Below are 17976 nucleotides of genomic sequence, written 5' to 3'. Positions count from 1 at the left end.
GATTTAAGTGGTTACGTATGGGGAAAAAGTGACCAAGAAATAGCAGTCCCAGTTGTTAACGAACGAGATAAGCAGACATACTACGGGGCAATTGACTATCTGCAAGGAAAATTAGTTCTCAAAGCTTATGATGCGGGAAATTCCAAAAATACTATTGATTACCTACAATATCTGCTAGCTGACTCTCCCGATCAGCAATTACTAATTTTTTGGGATGGCGCTAGTTACCACCGTTCTAAAGAAGTTCGAGGTTTTTTGGACGAGGTAAATATCGGGTTGTCATCTGAACAATGGAAAATACATTGCGAACGCTAAAGCTCCCAATTGCCCAGTACAAAATCCCATTGAGGATATTTGGTTGCAGGCTAAAACATGGGTTCGACGTTTTTGTGCTTTGATTCCAACATTTTCCCATTTAAAGTGGATGTTTTAGTGGTTTATCCGACACACGACCTTTGATTTCACTACTCTCCAGATGTACGGAGTTTTTTCAAAAATCAAATAGGAGTCCTATAGTACTGAATCGGCCCCGTGGTATATTATTCCTGGCGATCGCAAATGGTTTACACGCTTGGTAGTCGCTAATATCATCTGCACAAAACTACAAGAACTAAATCTAAAATATCCAACAGTTAATGAGGAACATCGGCAGCAACTCTTGGAGGCGAAACGCATTCTAGAGCAGGAAGATTAGCCTCTGAACTTAATAGGTATTTGTTATCTCATTTGTCAATGCGTAAGTTCTGTTAACCGATTGCGAGGTGCTATTCTAGACACCTCGCAATCAGACTATTTCCTCTGCTTAAAGTAATAGGACGCTAATCACAATTAAACAACCACAAAATTTTGTGTGGTTAGTGACAACCCAGTACATAATTGTGCAAATTGTACCTGAGTAAACGCACCCGCATTGCCATCTTGGTCAAAGAACAATGCACCTGTAGCGCTGTTGTAGATAAATCGCTGAGTGCTAGTGTTTGCAGATGCTCCGATTCTAAATTCACTAGCTGAAAGTGAACCGATTGACAACCCGCCACCAAAACCAGCAGTCGATACCTGAATCAGTTCGTTAGTCGGGTTGAAGTCGTAAAGACGATCAACGCCTTGATTGTAATTATTCAAAGCAAAGGTATCAGTACCATTTCCTCCAGAGAGGGTATCATTGCCATCGCCAGCTATCAGGGTATCATTGCCATCGCCCCCAGAGAGCAGGTTATCGCCTGTTGACCCGCTAGCATTCAAGGTATCGTTCCCTGCGCCACCATTGAGGGTGTTATTGCCTGAGGAGCGAGAGTCGGAGTAGTTGGAGTTATTTCCTTCGTAATAGCCAGAGATGTTAAGAGAATCATTGCCATCGCCCCCAGAGAGCAGGTTATCGCCTGTTGAACCGGTAGCACTTAAGGTATCGTTACCTGCGCCACCGTTGAGGGTGTTATTGCCTGAGGAGCGAGAGTCGTAGGAGTCGGACTTGTTCTCGTCGCCGTCGGCGTAGTCAGTGGATGTAAAATTCTGATAGCCAGAGACGGAGAGAGAATCATTACCATCGCCACCAGAGAGCAGGTTATCACCTTCTGAACCGCCAGCATTCAAGGTATCGTCCCCAGCACCACCATTGAGGGTGTTATTGCCTGAGGAGCGAGAGTTGGATTGGAAGCCAGATCCGCCATAGCGTCCTGAAGAACTCTCGGAGTTGTAAGAGCCAGAGATGGAGATATAATCATTGCCATCGCCACCAGAGAGCAGGTTATCACCTTTTGAACCGCCAGCATTCAAGTTATCGTTACCAGCACCACCATTGAGGGTATTATTGCCTAAGGAGCGAGAGTCGTAGAAAAAAGGAGCATTACCTCTAGCGTTGGAGTCGTAGTTATAGTAGCCAGAGACGGAGAGAGAATCATTGCCATCGACACCAAAGAGCAGGTTATCGCCTTTTGAATCGGTAGCACTCAAGGTATCGTCACCAGCGCCACCGTTGAGGGTATTATTGCCTAAGAATAAGGAGCGAGAGTCATCAGAGTCGGAGTAGTCACCGTACTGATCGTAGCTGTAGCTGTAGCCAGAGCCAGAGACGGAGAGAGAATCATTGCCATCGTCACCAGAGAGCAAGTTATCGCCTGATAAATAGGTAACATTCAAAGTATCGTCACCAACACCACCGTTGAGGGTGTTATTACCCGAGTCATAATCAACATCTTCTTCACTGAAGTAGTATTTGTTGTAGCCAGAGACATAGAGAAAATCATTGCCTGCACCACCTGAGAGTAAGTTATCGCCTAGTGAACGGCTACCCTGAAAATAATTAGCATAAGTATTACTAACTACACCATCAATGAGAGTATCATTGCCTGCATCACCAATGAGAGTATCATTGCCTGCACCACCCCGCAGCAAGTCATTGCCACTTTTACCGTCGATTTTGTCATCACCCCCCTGAGCATTGATTACATCATCTGAGTTATCAAAGCCGTTAACATTGTTATTTAGGTCGTTAAGGAAGGTGACTGTATTTTTGTTGAAGATAGTGGTTTGGGTGGAGTTGGCATTGAAGACATCAAAGCTATCTGCGATCGTAGTTTGCCCATCAAACAGAATATTGCCTAAATTTACATTAGCTCCAGTAGATTTGCTTAGGTTATCCAGGTTTTCCAAGGCAAAATTTTGCAAGATGACTCCGCCATAAGCCTCCCCTTCAAAGGTGATTTCCAAACTTGTGCCATTCTGGGTGAGCAACAGATTTCGCGCAGTCAAGCCAGCACCTTGGAATACCAAAGTATCGACTTCGGCAATGACTGCTGCTGTGGGGTTTGTTCCTTTACCTATGCCACCAAAATCAGTGATAATATCAGCGCCGTCGTTCCAAAAGCTGCCATAGTTGTAAACAATTTTCTCGTAAACAAATTTATCCTTGCCGCCGCCACCAGTTAGGGTGTCATCGCCATCATTAGCTGTAATAGTGTCGTTACCTGCTTTACCGTTAATTGTGTCGTTCTCGTAATCACCCAATAAAGTATCATTCCCGTTGGTTCCAATGATATTTGCCATAACTTTTTCCTACCTGAATCAATTTTTTGCAGTAAATTAAGTTCTCAAGTTGCGGTTAGTGCTGTTTGATTGCACAAAAATTCGCCTATAGTCTAGGCTTTCAACATGATTTCGTGTCACCATTGATGGCTACGAATTTTTTCCGTAGATTCACCCTTTGACTGCCTTGCAAGTAGTACATATGTAGTGGGCTATTGCCCTTAAGTATTTAGCTTGAAAATAGGTAGCATCTAAATAACTTGATAATAATCACATACCGAATATTTATTTATATGTCTATAGTTAAACAAATATCTTTGCATACTCTTCACATTGGTTGCTGATAATGTATGTATCAAGTACTAAGCTTTATGTATTCTTTATATTTCGAGAGTTTAAGAATATGCACAAAACAGTAGCAAGATGGCCGAAGGATGCATAAAAAATACATATGTGCGCCCCTACCTCTGAAATCGTTTCATTTTAATAATGATACAAATACGTTGGTAGGGGCACAGCAATGCTCATTGGTGTTAACTTCAGGCGAAAGCTGGTTCTAAATTGGCTATTGGCTTGCAGTTTAGAGATTGCCACACTTCTAGCTGAAATTGACTCGCACAATTAGATCATTGAAATCTTGATCACCACCACTTGCTAAATCCTCAAAGCCAAAAGTATTATTGCCTAATAAACGAATGTGATCAACTTGCTTATCACTAGTAGGATTAGCACCCAAGAATGAGAAATAAACAGAATTTCCACGGCTTATATATGTGTTTGGATCACCATCAGCAATAATAAATGGTGCAAAGATACCATTAGAACTAAACTTTCCGTTGGATGTGATTGTTGCTTGGTTAGTTCCTGTCAGTCCGACAACCCGACTATTAATTGCTGCTTGGGTATACCCTGAGTCTCCAGGTTTATAAATCGTACCATTGACATTAATAGTACCAGTCTCATCAGTCACCTGATAAAAACCAATAAAGTTGTCATAAGCCGCTTCTCTGTTGACAGTAAAAGTAGCGTTCACTTTATCATTCACATAAAGCATTTCTCCTTTAGTTGAACCCTGCTGACCAAATTGGTTACTCAAACCTGCATCTAATGATTCATTTGTCGATTGAATATTCACCACTAAATTCGGAAAATTCAGCGAGAAAACACTGTTACCCAAGTCTTTAATATTTTGGGTTGAGGAAAACACTACGTCACTATAACTGTTTTTATTGATTACAGTTTGAGTTGTAGTGCCTTGAACCAAATAAAATCTGAGGTTAGAACCAGAGTCCAATTGCAGTGAGCGAACAATACCGTTGTTACTAAACCCATTTGGCAAATTGGCAATGGTGGAGAAAAGCACCTTAGCTCGTGCTAAAGCTGCTTTAGCGTAACCGTTTGCACCTGGAAGAAGTGATTTACCAGTATCATCTTTAACACTACCCGCAGCATCATCAACGTTAAATACACCCAGTTCACTCAACTGCTTAGGATTAGGAGTGCTAATAGCGATCGTGATTTTCAGTGTTCCTTTACCATTATCGCCTTTGATATTAAAAACATCATCAGAACCCTTTGTCAGTTGAGCAGGGATGACGATATTGTTAACACCAATGTTCAATGCTTTTTCAAAGGAAAGTCCACTTTGGTCTGTTGTTTTGACCCGAATGCTGTAACTAGATTTGATATCAAAGTTCGGGGAACTATTAATTTGCAACTTATCCCCGTTGATGGTAAAGGCAGCATTATCGGTATCTCCAATTCCGGCAAGTAAGCTGTAAGTGAAAGTGTTACCTGTGTCAGGGTCAGTAGTAGTAAATGTACTTACCACTGTGTTGGCTGTCACATTTTCGTCAACGCTGGTAGCACTTAAACTAACATCAGTGGGAGCGCTATTATTTTGAATCGTTAGCACGGCCTTGGGCTGCTTGGTTCCCACTACACTGCCAGCGCTGGCATTCGCCAAGGTGAGGTTTACCGTTTCATCAATTTCTACATTCGTATCCCGTGCAACCGGAATCAGCACATCTTTGAAAGTTTCACCAGGATTGAAGGTAACGGTAATTGGGGTGCTGTTGTAGTCTGCTTGGTAAGCGTTGTAGGTATCTGGATTGAACAGTGCTTGCAATTGCCCACCTTGTACCAGTTCCCCTGGAATGTTGTAGTGGGCTTGGGTGTCAAGCAAGAACCAACCTGGTCCCAGGATATCTTGAGCATCAATAATCCCAGATGATTCCTCATCCTGGCTGAACGGTAGAGTTGCAGCAACCCCGATATCACCAAAGCGGGCAGGATCGTGTTTAGCCAGCACTTTCAATGTGTCAGTGGCAATGTCGTACTGCCAAATTTTGCCGTTGTGAGCATTGTTTCCCACGTCTTCTTGAAGTAGGATGTGACCATATCGATCAATGGTCAGGTTGTCAAACATCTGCTGCCCTTCAGTCCCATCAAGAACCGCTTCAATAGTACCGCCCGACTCAGGGTTAGTCGCGTCATCGAAGCGGAGTCTCCAGAGGCGGCTGGGATTATTGAAACCGTTGGTGGTAGCGAAGTAGAAATCCTTGAGGTTTGAGGGGTCCCAAGCACCATCTTCAGGGCGGAGGAAAGCTGTGACACCAGCAGCAAGACTCTGGGTTTCGAGGTTTGCCCCGGTTGTATTTTGGACGTTGCCCAAATCTGCCATCGTAAAGCGGGTTCCAGAAGTCAAACTGGTTGCGTTAGTCTCAGATGTAAATCCAGCAACAGCGACACCATACAGTTTGCCGTTGTTCAACCCAGCCTTCTCGATTTCTGTACCACTGTTGGTTTTATTCCCAACGTAGAAGTACACTTGCCCGCCAGTAGAGTCATCCAGTCCAGCAACCACAGTTTTGTCACTAGCAGTGGGGCTGGCTACGGCATTTTCCCAACTAAACTTACCCAGGTAGGGCAACTCATAAGTAGTGCCAGCATTTATTCCTGTAGCGATGTGACCAAATGCACGACTTTCAGGCCCAGATTCTTCCCCATTTAAAAAGATGCGTACATCAGTACCCAGCCCAGTGGCATCGTTGTAGAAAGCAGAAACAGAGGGGAGATCGGCAGAGCAGAAACGATTGAATGCTGTGGTGCCTTGGGTGAAGCCAGAGCCATTCCAGAGGTTCACAGTCTGAATCAGGTCACTGCCACTTACAACTGATAAATCAGATTTGTTGATCACCAACTTGGAGACAAACGCACCTATAGATCCGTGAGCGCGGACAGCACCAGCCGTAGCACCAAGTTCATGGTTCATTAGCAAGGTGAATGTACCATCACCGTTATCGAAGAATCCCAAACCATCGGGAATCCCGACCATCTTATAACCACCTATGCTGTCGCCCACGCTCAAGATCGAGGTCAAATTCACACCCGATCCCGATGTTGCGGGGATTATATAAGGGGTTGCAGAACTGCTCGGCCCTTTGGTTGTATCTTGGGTGGGAGCAACAACACTACCATCACTCAATTGCAGTTGCACTGTGTCTGTACCAGTGATGCTGCCTGTACGAGTCACTCTCACAGTGGCATTGGTGGTAAAGCCAGGGCTATTGCCTTCGATAACGCTGTAGTTGGCGCTACTAAAGTCAAATAGAGGAGTGGGATTTAAGGCATTTGCTTGAGTTTTGAAGGAATACAAATAACTGGGAAGAAGGGTGTAGGCTGGCTCTCCTGCGGGTGCTGTAGGAGCAGCGCTATCAATGGCTACCTGAGCAGTACTAACACCATTGCTATAAACGTCAAACTGTGTATTGCTACCGTTTTGGGTGACGCTGAAATCGTTATCAGTAGCAAGAATCAGCGCAAACGTACCGTCAGACAGCCGAGGCCCAATTGTTAATCCTTCAAATTTTTCTGGAACTATCTGCCCTGCACCTTGGATAGCTTCAGCAATATCCAGCAAGAGGGTTTTACTTACTGGTGTCGCATTGCCTAGAGAGTTAGTCCCAGCTAAATTAGTATTAGTAACATCTGTTGCTAGGGTGAGGTCAATCTTAAAAACACGTTTACTACCAATGGGTTTAGTGCCTGTTGGGTCGTCTATACCTACACCCCGGTTATCCCGCTCTATCACTAGGAATTCGTTGTTATTGATGGCTACCAAGGAGCTTAGACCAATGTTGCGTCCTTGAGATGTGGCACTGAAATCGTTGGCTGTTTCGGGAATGCGAGCGTTGATATCGCTCAAGGCTTCTAACTGGTAAATGTATTGAGCATCACTTGAACCATTAGCAACGTCATATCTAATAATTCTTACATTGGGGCTACTGCGTCCTGGATTAGACCCGCCAGAACCCTCTTCTTGCAGGGGGTCTTGCAGGATAGCATACAGCTTTGTCCCATCTGGACTGATGGTTAAGCCTTCATAACCCCGGTTGCTTTGGCGACCAAGGGTGGTAGCAGGATTATCATTAGCTGCATAGTAGGGTATACCATCTGCCTTAGCAATGAGGTTACTGGGGGCTGTAAAGGCTCGAACAAATACCCCAGCAGGATTAAATTCGTAAATTGAAGGGCCGTATTCATCGGAAACGAAGAAGTTGCCGTTTTTTCCAACTACAAAACCTTCTGGGTCTTGGCTTAAACCAAGTACGCCACCATTACCATTGAGGAGTTTCGCATTCAGCCCATTAAATGGTGTTGTTTCATCATAAGTTACACCATTAAGGGTTGTTTCGGCAGCAACAGTGAAGGGAATTGTACCTAATAGTTGGTAGTTGGTAATCGCTCCGGTTGTTGGGTCAGTGGTAATGGAAAATTTCTCGACTCTGGTTTGGTAGCTAATCACTCCACCACCAGGACCACGGTCAACTAGGGCATAGTATACGTCTTGGCGATAATCGTAGAATAAATCTGAACCAAATCCGCCCAGGCGATTGATGTTAGCACTACTGGTACTGCCATTGAGGGGAAACAGATCCGTCTCACTAGCTGCAATGGTAGTTGTGGTAACTAGGGTTGCATTATTTGCCATTGTTAATAGTCCTTAGAAGTTGTTTTGATCGGTAAAATTTGAAACCACAGCAATTAGAAAAGTAATGGTTCAAAAAGAGTAGTCAGTTATGTGAAAGGGATGCGTTAATAGGAAAAACGATCGCTCATGAATAAACTGCAATTGTTTATGTATTAAGTGCGATCGCTTATGAATAAACTGCAATTGCCTCTGAACTAATAAGGCAGCAATAATTACACTCAAACAACTGACAGGATCAGCAATTACGTGCAAAAACACTCCCTGTAGATTTAAATCGTTATGAGTGTGGGGATCAAGCAATTTAATGCTGAATATATTAACGATTAAACCTAAAGCTGCAATCAATAAGATTTCCGTACAAGAGCATTCACACCATTTGAGTGATAGCATTAGGAAAAAATCTTAATGGTTTCAAAATAATCTCAACTAGAAACTACATTTTTTGTTTTGAGTATATTAAAACGTAAAGGTTAGTGTGGGTTAGTGTGGAAAATAGCTTGCTTTTGGACAATACCTCGATAGCTTGGCTAACTCCTGCTCAAAGTGCAAGAAAAATATTTCAAGTAGTCTGGTTGGTAACGCATCAATAGCGTCTTGAATATTAACTTGAGGCAGTTAACGCTACTTCAATAGAGTTACAATCGCCACCAGACTTCAACGAACCAGTTTAAACCTAGACCTCACAGTAAAGTCTAGTGTTTGTACTGAAAATAAAAAATTATCCATGACTAAGTACATAGTCCGAAAAATTTACAACTATGTAACTTGAGTAATTATTGATAAACTCAGGACTTACGAATTGACAGGAAGTTGACCATGTACACTTAAGACCACCTTTTTAACTAGAAACGAGGTTTTAAAGCAATACAGTTCAGATAAGACCAAAACATTTGTAGAGACGGCGATTTATCGCGTCTCAAAAACCCAAAATTTTGTACCAGTAGCCCTTAACCCAAGCGTATTGGGTTTTAAAGAAGTTTTAGCTACGCATGAGCATTCTTATGCCTCTAGGAGAAATCCAGATATATCGGGGTTTGTGTGAAATGGTATAAGGTGGTTTAAATTTATCTAAAATCGATAGTCCTGAAGGCTGAGTGGGAAACATAATACTCAGTTACTCAGGACTTTTGCTATTTCTAAGGGATGAGGGAGAAATCAATTACAAAATTTGTCTCGGTGATACTACCAGAAACTAAAACTGCATGGAACTCAAAAATCACTGGTTGGCTGCAAATAAAGTTGCTTTACCACGACTACTACAGTGGGTGAATCTCCGACCAGAGGAGAGCGAGCGAACTCAGATAATGTTTGTTTTTTACACAACTGTATCTGTAGGATTGCGGTGGGCAGAGGACAGTACGGTGGCGCTGTTTTTGGATGAATATGGGACTAACCTACTACCGTGGATGTATATTGCCAGTGCTGTGATGAGTGCAGGATTGGTTTTTTTATACTCTTGGCTGCAAAAGATTTTTCCCTTACGCCGGGTGATTGTAGCGATCGCACCTTGCATGGTGATGCCATTAGTCTTATTAGTTTTATTACGTTGGGGATCGCATTTTTCCTACCTGGCAGTGATTTCGGTATTTCTGCTGCGGCTGTGGGTAGATGCCCTTTATGTGGTCAATGACCTCAACACCTCCATCGTCGCCAACCAAATATTTAATATTCGGGAGATTAAGCGGACTTACCCACTGGTGAGTAGTGGGCTTTTGGTAGCAGATGTGATCAGTGGTTTTAGTTTGCCTTGGCTAGTGCAATACACCACGCTGAATAAGATTATACTCATCGCCTGTGTAATGATTTTATTAGGATCGGGGATTTTATTCTATTTAACTCATCACTATCGAGCCGCTTTTCCCGAAACTCCACAAAAACTAATTACTGAAGAACAAGCCTCACGGCAGCGTTTTATTAAAAGTCCATTAAAACGGTATGTCTTTTCGTTGTTCGCCTTTGTGGGTCTGTTGCAAGTGATTGGGTTGTTAATAGATTTTCAGTATTTGCGCGAACTCAATTCTAATTTAAGCGACCGAGAACTCGCTAGCTTCTTAGGTCTTTTTGGTGGGATGTTGGGACTGTGTGAGTTGTTGTTACAGTGGTTTATTTCCAGCCGACTCATCGAACGGATGGGGGTATTTTTTACAGCCACGCTTTTACCAATCACCGTAGGCTTTTCCCTACCAGGTGTGGTGGTATTGCTGCATTTAATTCCAGCCATGCAATCCCAAAGCTTTTTCTGGGGTTTGATAATTGTCAAATTCTTTGATGAACTTTTGCGCTACACCTTTGTCATGAGTAGCGGCCCCATCCTCTACCAACCGATTCCAGAGGGAATTCGTAGCCGGATGCAGACTTTATCTGGCGGAACTGCCGAAGCGATCGCTACAGGTTTGACAGGAGCGCTAATTTTTGTAACTCTATTGTTTTGTGGGCGGTTTGTACCTGTACCACTGCAAAAGTGGGTGTTAGTAGCAGAAACAATGCTGATAGCTGGCACATGTTTAACAGTAGTTTGGGAATTGCGATCGCGCTATGTTGAACTGTTAGTCTTGAGTGTGGCACGGGGTCAGTTGAGTGCAACCAATGTGGGTTTGCGATTCTTTAAGCAGGGGGTAGTCAAAGCTTTAGCAGAAAAAGGCAGCGAGGCTGATAAACGTTCTTGCATTGAACTTTTAGCCCAAATGGATTCCCTTGGAGCTGCGGAAGTTTTAGCACCTCTACTAATCAAGTTAACCCCAGATTTGCAGCGCCAAAGTTTAGAGGTAATGCTAATGGCAGGTGTAAATCCCGCTTATCTACCCGCCATCCGTCCTTTGTTAGAACAAAAGAAAGAAACTAACCCCGAAGTTTTTGCCCTAGCGTTGCGCTACGTTTGGCTGGCTGAACCCAATCCCAATTTAAGCCTCCTAGAAGAATACCTTAACCCCCGCCAAAACTCACTCATCCGCGCCACCGCCGCCGCTTTAGTCTTACGCCAGGGAACGCCCATGCAAAAGGTAGCAGCTACCCAAACCATGCGCCGGATGCTGACTCATAAGCAAGAACGAGAACGGGTGAATGCAGTTAGAGCGCTTAGAGAAGCAGTTTATTTGCAGGCGTTGCGGATTCATATCCCGAATTTATTGCAGGATGAATCTTTACGGGTGCGCTGTGCAGTATTAGAAATGATCGCAGCAACTCATTTAGAGGAGTACTATTCGGCACTGATTGCAGCACTTTACTATAAATCAACCCGTAGTACAGCAATATCAGCTTTAGTAAGACTAGAGAATGAAGCTGTAGAGATGCTGTTGCAGATGGCTACCAATATTTATAAACCAGAAGTAGTGCGGATGTACGCTTGGCGGACTATTGCTCAAATTGGTACTCAGGAAGCATTGGAGACTTTATGGGAAAACTTGGAAACATCTTGGGGTACTACTAGGGATCATATTCTTCGCAGCTTACTAAAAATACATAAACAAGCAGGAATTACAGGTTTAGTAGATCGGTTTTATGAAAGTCGGGTAGAAAATTTAATTGAGCAGGAATTAAAGTTTTTAGGCGAGATTTACGCTGCATACATTGACTTCAAAACACTAGATCAAAAAGAAAATCATCAATCCAGTGAGAGGGTTGTGATTGTCTCTGAGTTACTGCAACGCGCCCTTTTAGAATTAGAATTAGATGTCAAAGAGCGGCTGCTACTGCTACTGAAACTGCTTTACTCGCCAGAAAAGATGCAAGCAGCAGCATTCAATCTGCGATCGCTCTCGGTGGTAAACTTAGCGCGGGGGTTAGAAATCTTAGAGCATACCATAACTTTGTCTTCAAAGTCTTTACTGCTGAATATTTTAGATAATCGACCACAGCCAGAAAAATTGCAACATCTTGTAGAAGCCAAGATCGTAGAATATGAGAATATGTTAGTTAGCGATCGCCTCCACAGATTGCTGCTATTGGGTAATTTGCTTTCTGATTGGTGTTTAGCTTGCTGTTTTCATTTTGCTCAAGTTACTCGCATCAAGCTCACAAGTTCTGAGATTTTGGTGAGTTTGCGTCATCCAACTGGCTTTGTTAGGGAAGCTGCGATCGCATACTTGAATATGGTTTCACATCGTGTCCTTCTTCAAATTCTCCCCCAGTTACAAAACGATTCCCACCCTCTGATAGCTGCTCAAGTTAAGGAATTGCTCGAAAAATACCAGATAAAAAATTACAATTCCAAAGGACTGAACAATGGGAAAATGTAAGAATTCAGGAGTCAGAATAGTTAAAAAATCAGGATAACAGTCATTGATAGGACTTACCCAAAACCACACGCTGTACGGGGCAATTCATGAATTGCCCCTACCTAAAAATCAGGGTTTTGGCTATTGTTTGCGTAAGTCCTGATTGAGCATAAGGCATTGGCAAATCTAAACAAATGACAAAGGACAAATTCATTTATTAGTTGCAAGTTTAGCAAGCACCCCATTGTACAATGCCAGAAATTTTGACTCTTCTAGAGATGCATTACTATTATTCCAAGTAGCAACCACACAGTAACTTCTGCCATTCTTTCCTTGCAACCAACTTGTCATATTGAGAACACCAGGCTCAGATCCACCTTTAAATGCTACTCGTTGCCAATCTTTAGGGTTGGCTACACCAGGATTAATAGTCATCAGAGGCAAATCAGCAACCTGTTCTATTAATCCACAAAGTTCCTCAGCTGTAAAAAACCATTCGACATCAAGGGCGACTGGATTAGCTCCCTCAAATTCATTCACATCAGGAAGCGGTTTTTTAAAGAGTTCTTTCAAGATTGCCCGACGTTGAGCTTCGTTACTTGTGCGATAACGCTTTAGAAATTTTTCATTTCGAGAACTTTTCAAAATAAACAATTCACGCGTAGTTAAGAAAGGACGATTATGGGGTGATACTAACTCAATAGGTTGCCGTCCTATCAGGTTAATTAATGTATCTGTTGCTGTATTGTCGCTTAAAGAAATCATTAAAGCTGCGAGTGTTTGCACTGTCAAGTATGATTTATCTGGCCATGTTTGTAATATTCCAGATGGTAAACTTTTCCAACTGAGTTGCAGTTGTACTACATCTTTCCATGTTCGCTTACCAGAGGCAATTTCTGATTTCAGTGCTTTAAGTACGGCTAGTTTGAAGGCTGAACCAACTGCTAGGGGTGTTTTGGTATTTAATGCAGCTTGTATTCTTTTGCCTTCCTGAACTAGAAAGCTGACTTTACCAGGTAATGCTTTAAATTTAGTAGTCGCTTCTTGTAAACTAATAAATTGAGTTTGCGGTGACTCAAATAGCAACCCTGAAATCTGTTTTTTGCTATTTAGAACTATTTTAGTTGGCACTGAAGCTTGATTAAAAATAACTAAGTAATCTTGTGCATTCTTTTGTACACCTTGATAAGTTCCTAGTTGACTTTTCAATTCGTCAATGATTTGCCGCACCTGTGCGATAGGAACTTGAGCTAAAAAATCTGGTGCAAACCATTCATTCTGTATTTCTTTGCTAGTAAATAATCTTTCTAAAGCTACTTTAGGAGACACAGATTCACTTTGGGTTTGAATCTGAGTTAAAGGTAGTACTTTAGGTTTAACATCTGCTAATGCCATCGGAGAAAACATGAAATTCGTTGTTAGCAAGCTAGTCGATATAAAACTGATGTAATATTGACGCATTATAAAATTAGTAAAGAGTATTTAGAGAAACCTATTCAACTTGATGCACTAGTCTCTATAGATTTTTTTGTAAATAGAAATGATACCAGTGGAGGTTTAGGAGTAAACTTTATTATAGAGTGGGTAGCCCAACTAGAAATGTCTGACCCTGCGGTGGAAGCAGTTATGATTGGTACTGACTTTCACTAAGTAATTTATTTTATCAGTCCCGATAGAGTGATCAAACGTTTCTGATGTCAAACTGATTTCTAACTTTACTGACGAACGAAAGCTCATACTACAGTGTCTTGGTTACGCCTGTAAAAAATATTATCTCCGGTGTTGAGTCAATCTGCACAATGTCGGATAAAAGTGAAACAATTTAAGTTTTATCTTTTTCTATTAGAATTATCAAAAATAATTTGTGAAAACAAGCATAAATATTTATTGTATTATTTTTTTAATTCCCTTTTGATAAATTTTAATAAAAAATATTATCTTTTTTCTCCGGGTGTATTTTAATCATTTCTTCTATTTAACTTATCCTTTTCTTAACCTTGCAGTGAAAATATACTTAATGAATGTTAGCTAATCTTTCTCATAACTACTATCGACAGATTTAAATTCGGAATCTAAGTGTTTTACACTATACAGTTGCTAACACAAATTAGTAGTTGACATTCCACTATCATTTCTCACGCTTTCGATAACTCGGAGAACATCGGATTTTTGTAAATATCTTCTCGGAGTTAATGGCGGAATCGGACTTAACGGACTTGACTGAAACTATATGCTTGTAACTCCGAAATTTACCCGTAATTCCGGTTTCTAGAGTGAGAAGATGAATTATTTTTCCCATAAGTCATGCAAGTTAAAGAACTTGTAATAAAGCTAAATCCAAATACCCAAAACACATTCTAAATTATGGCAATTGAGAATACACCTGTCCCACAAGTTGAGTTAGTAGGTTTTGCTTCTTTACCTGCTGATACCTTTAGTGATGGGCCTGCTTCTGGTGCGGAAATTTCAGCCAATGGCAGAACAGGACCTTTTCCAGGACAGCCAATACAAGGCTTCAGTGGTGTACAGTTTGCTAACAGTAACTCTTTCTACTTCCTCTCAGACAATGGTTACGGTAGCAAAGATAATAGTGAAGACTTTTTGCTGCGAATCAATCGTCTAGACCCGAATTTTAAGGGAACAGAGAATGGAGATGGCGGTGTTAAAGTTTTAGATTACATTCAACTGTCTGACCCTGATAACAAGGTTTCTTTTGATATTGTCAATGAAGGAACTAATGACAGATTACTAACTGGTGCAGACTTTGATATAGAGTCATTTGTTTTTGATAAAGACGGTACAATCTGGGTCGGAGAAGAGTTTGGCCCTTACCTACTGCATTTCGATGCCACTGGTAAGTTATTAGAGGCTCCCATCGCTACACCTGACTTCTTTAAGACTCTAGATGGAGAAGCACCAAAAGTTCTTGGTCATAGAGGTGCAAGCGGCGATCTTCCAGAACACACTTTGGAAGCGTACAAAAAGGCAATTGAGGACGGCGCTGATTTTATTGAGCCTGACTTAGTAGTTACAAAAGATGGGATATTAATTGCTCGCCATGAGCCTGCTTTAGCAATTTTGAACGCTAATGGTACTGTCAATCTTACCAATACAACCACAGACGTTTACGATGTTAGCAAATATCCACAATTTGCCGATCGCCTGAAAACAGTAAGTTTAGATGGAAACCCAATCACAGGTTGGTTTGCTGAAGACTTTACTTTAGAAGAAATCAAAACTTTAGGGGCGATACAGCGTCTACCTTTCCGCGATCAATCCTTCAATGGTCAATTTGAGGTTCCCACCCTCGCGGAAATTATCGACTTGGTTAAGGAAGTAGAAGCCGAGACAGGTAAAAAGATTGGCATCTATCCTGAAACTAAGCATCCCACCTATTCTGCTGATGAAGCTACCTATGTAGGCACCACAGACAAAATTAACAGAAACACCAGTGAAATACTAATAGATACACTGAAGGCAGAGAATTTCACTGATCCAAGTCGGATCTTCATCCAGTCCTTTGAAGTCGGTAATCTTAAGGATCTACACGATCGCATTATGCCTAATGCCGGGGTAGATATCCCACTGATCCAACTTCTAGATGCGGCTGGCATTGAGCTAAATGGTACGCTCATTGAGACTCAGCCTTATGATTTGGAAGTCAATGATGACCCTCGCACTTATGGCGATTTACGAACTCCACAAGGTTTAGCTGAAATTGCCACTTATGCTGATGGCATTGGCCCTTGGAAGCGGATGATTGTTAGCGTCAGAGGTACTGATGCTAATAACGATGGTTTGGCAGATGATATCAATGGGGACGGTTTAGTAAATGAAGCTGACAGAAACCTGTTACCTCCTACTACCTTAGTTCAAGATGCTCACAATGCAGGTTTACAGGTTCACCCCTACACATTCCGCGATGAAGACCTGTACTTAGCAGCAGATTATAAAGGTAATCCAGAACTAGAATTCCAGCAGTTCTTTCAATTAGGCGTAGATGCACTTTTCACAGACTTCCCACTTACAGGGGATAAAGTCCGGGATTTCTTGAGTGATCCTCAGAATAACTTAGTGCGATCGCCACAAAACCCTGATGTTCTTTCAGGAGACGCTTTTGCTAACTTGGGTGGCTCCAGAGGTTTTGAGGGTGGTGCAATCAACGCCAGCAAAACCAAGCTCTATATGCTGTTAGAAGGGACAGTTCAGGGTGATGTTGCTGGTGCTTTGCGGATTAACGAATTTGACATCGCTAGCCGTCAGTACACTGATAAGAAACTTTCCTACAAGCTGGAGAATCCCGCGTATGCGATCGGCGATTTAGCAGTTATCAATGACAATGAGTACCTAGTCATTGAGCGAGATGGTGGTCAAGGCGCTGCTGCTCAATTCAAGAAAATCTACAAAATAGACTTGTCTAAGACAGATTCTAATGGCTATGTAGCTAAAGAAGAAGTTGCAGACTTGTTAAACATCCAAGACCCCAACGACCTCAACGGGGATGGCAAAACAACCTTTGACTTCCCATTTGTCACAATTGAAAATGTGTTGGTTGTTGACAAAAACACCATTTTGGTTGCCAATGACAATAACTATCCCTTCTCCACAGGTCGTCCTGGAAATGATCTTCAAAATCCAGTCATCGACAACAACGAAATTCTGCTGCTGAAGTTGGAAAAGCCCCTTAACCTTGCTGCTGGTTTAGGTCAACCTCAAGCTGAAGACATTAACTTTGGCTCCACTGACAGCGATGATGTTACCGTTCAACCGAATCAAACCTTAATCACAGGTGACGGAGCGGATTTTGTAGAAGCTACTGAAGGTAACACAATCATTGCCGGCAATGGTGATGACACGGTGCTTGCAGGCAGTGACTCCTCAGTATCCGGGAATAACGGTGATGATCAGATATTTATTGGTCAAAACAGTCCGGCTGAAAATACCAGTGCCGATGGTGGCAATGGTGATGATCTGATTGTCGTGGTGGAAGCCAGTGGTAGTAATAATTTGTTTGGAGCAGCAGGTAATGATACTCTCACAGTAATTGAAGGTTCTCGCCAATTGTCCTTCGGTGGCTCAGGCAATGATACCCTCAAAAGTGAAGGTAGCAATAACCGACTCTACGGTGGTTCTGGCGATGACAAACTCTTCTCCAGTGTCAATGACTCTTTGTCTGGTGGTGATGGTGATGATGTGCTATTTGCTGGTCAAGGAGGTGGCAATCGCCTCAATGGTGGCGCTGCTGCTGACCAGTTCTGGATTGCAAATAGCAGTCTACCAACTAGCAAGAACATTGTGACTGATTTTGCGATCGGCGTTGACGTGATTGGGCTGGGCGGTATTGGCGTTACTCAGTTTAGTGCCCTAACCTTGTTGCAACAGGGTAGTGATACTTTGGTGAAAACTGGAAATACTGAGTTGGCTTCATTAGTTGGAATTACATCAACTAGCCTCACAGCAAATGATTTCATTTTCTCTGTTAGTGTTGTGGGTTAATCTGTTCGCCTAGCGTCTTAGATAGCAATCCTAAATCATTCGTGAGCAACTAGATCCTCGACTTCTCTAAGAAGTCGAGGATCTAAATCTTGAGATTTGAACAAAATCAAATAGGATTGCCATAGATGAAGATAATTACAGTTTCAATTCAATATTCAAAGTTAGTTAAATAATAATGTGCCTTTTAACTTTTTTGTAACCCATTGATAATCATTTGTTAATGTTTTTATGGGTTATTAGTATTTGTATTTA

General features: G+C 42.1%; 5 protein-coding genes and 4 pseudogenes. 5 read left to right on the top strand and 4 right to left on the bottom strand.

The genetic code is table 11. The features are described from left to right. Together F8S12_RS03790 and F8S12_RS03785 are read left to right on the top strand one after the other, a co-directional pair. A pseudogene (locus F8S12_RS03790) lies at positions 1–505 on the top strand (transposase); the annotation flags it as partial. Positions 506–514: 9 nt separating this feature from the next. Next, positions 515–694: pseudogene (locus F8S12_RS03785) on the top strand (polyphosphate kinase 2 family protein); the annotation flags it as partial. A 134-nt stretch (positions 695–828) separates the two neighbouring features. Here F8S12_RS03785 and F8S12_RS41520 read toward each other — a convergent pair. The 3 genes and pseudogenes from F8S12_RS41520 to F8S12_RS03770 form a co-directional block, all read right to left on the bottom strand. Then, positions 829–3042, bottom strand: a pseudogene (locus F8S12_RS41520) (beta strand repeat-containing protein); the annotation flags it as partial. 577 nt (positions 3043–3619) lie between these two features. Then, complete coding sequence (locus F8S12_RS03775) at positions 3620–8014, bottom strand: esterase-like activity of phytase family protein (protein WP_196514860.1); 4395 nt, start codon at positions 8012–8014, stop codon at positions 3620–3622. Positions 8015–8083: 69 nt separating this feature from the next. Then, a complete protein-coding gene (locus F8S12_RS03770; RefSeq protein ID WP_196514859.1) occupies positions 8084–8404 on the bottom strand; it encodes a hypothetical protein in 321 nt (106 codons plus the stop codon). Between the two features lie 812 nt (positions 8405–9216). Between F8S12_RS03770 and F8S12_RS03765 the strand changes: the two genes are divergently transcribed. Further along, positions 9217–12249 carry a HEAT repeat domain-containing protein gene (locus F8S12_RS03765; protein ID WP_196514858.1) on the top strand — a complete coding sequence of 1011 codons (3033 nt, stop codon included), beginning with the start codon at positions 9217–9219 and terminating at the stop codon, positions 12247–12249. A 189-nt stretch (positions 12250–12438) separates the two neighbouring features. Here F8S12_RS03765 and F8S12_RS03760 read toward each other — a convergent pair whose 3' ends face one another. Further along, complete coding sequence (locus F8S12_RS03760; RefSeq protein ID WP_230967765.1) at positions 12439–13635, bottom strand: serine hydrolase; 1197 nt, start codon at positions 13633–13635, stop codon at positions 12439–12441. 57 nt (positions 13636–13692) lie between these two features. Between F8S12_RS03760 and F8S12_RS03755 the strand changes: the two are divergent. Next, positions 13693–13878: pseudogene (locus F8S12_RS03755) on the top strand (DUF3124 domain-containing protein); the annotation flags it as partial. A gap of 714 nt (positions 13879–14592) precedes the next feature. Further along, positions 14593–17724: an esterase-like activity of phytase family protein gene (locus F8S12_RS03750; RefSeq protein WP_196514856.1), complete on the top strand. Its 3132-nt coding sequence runs from the start codon at positions 14593–14595 to the stop codon at positions 17722–17724. The last annotated feature ends 252 nt before the right edge of the window (positions 17725–17976 follow it).

It is taken from the genome of Nostoc sp. WHI (assembly GCF_015714725.1).
In the GTDB taxonomy this organism is placed as follows: Bacteria; Cyanobacteriota; Cyanobacteriia; order Cyanobacteriales; family Nostocaceae; genus Nostoc.
The sequence above is the reverse complement of the archived record's forward strand: the minus strand, read 5'-3'. Positions and strand labels throughout refer to the sequence as shown.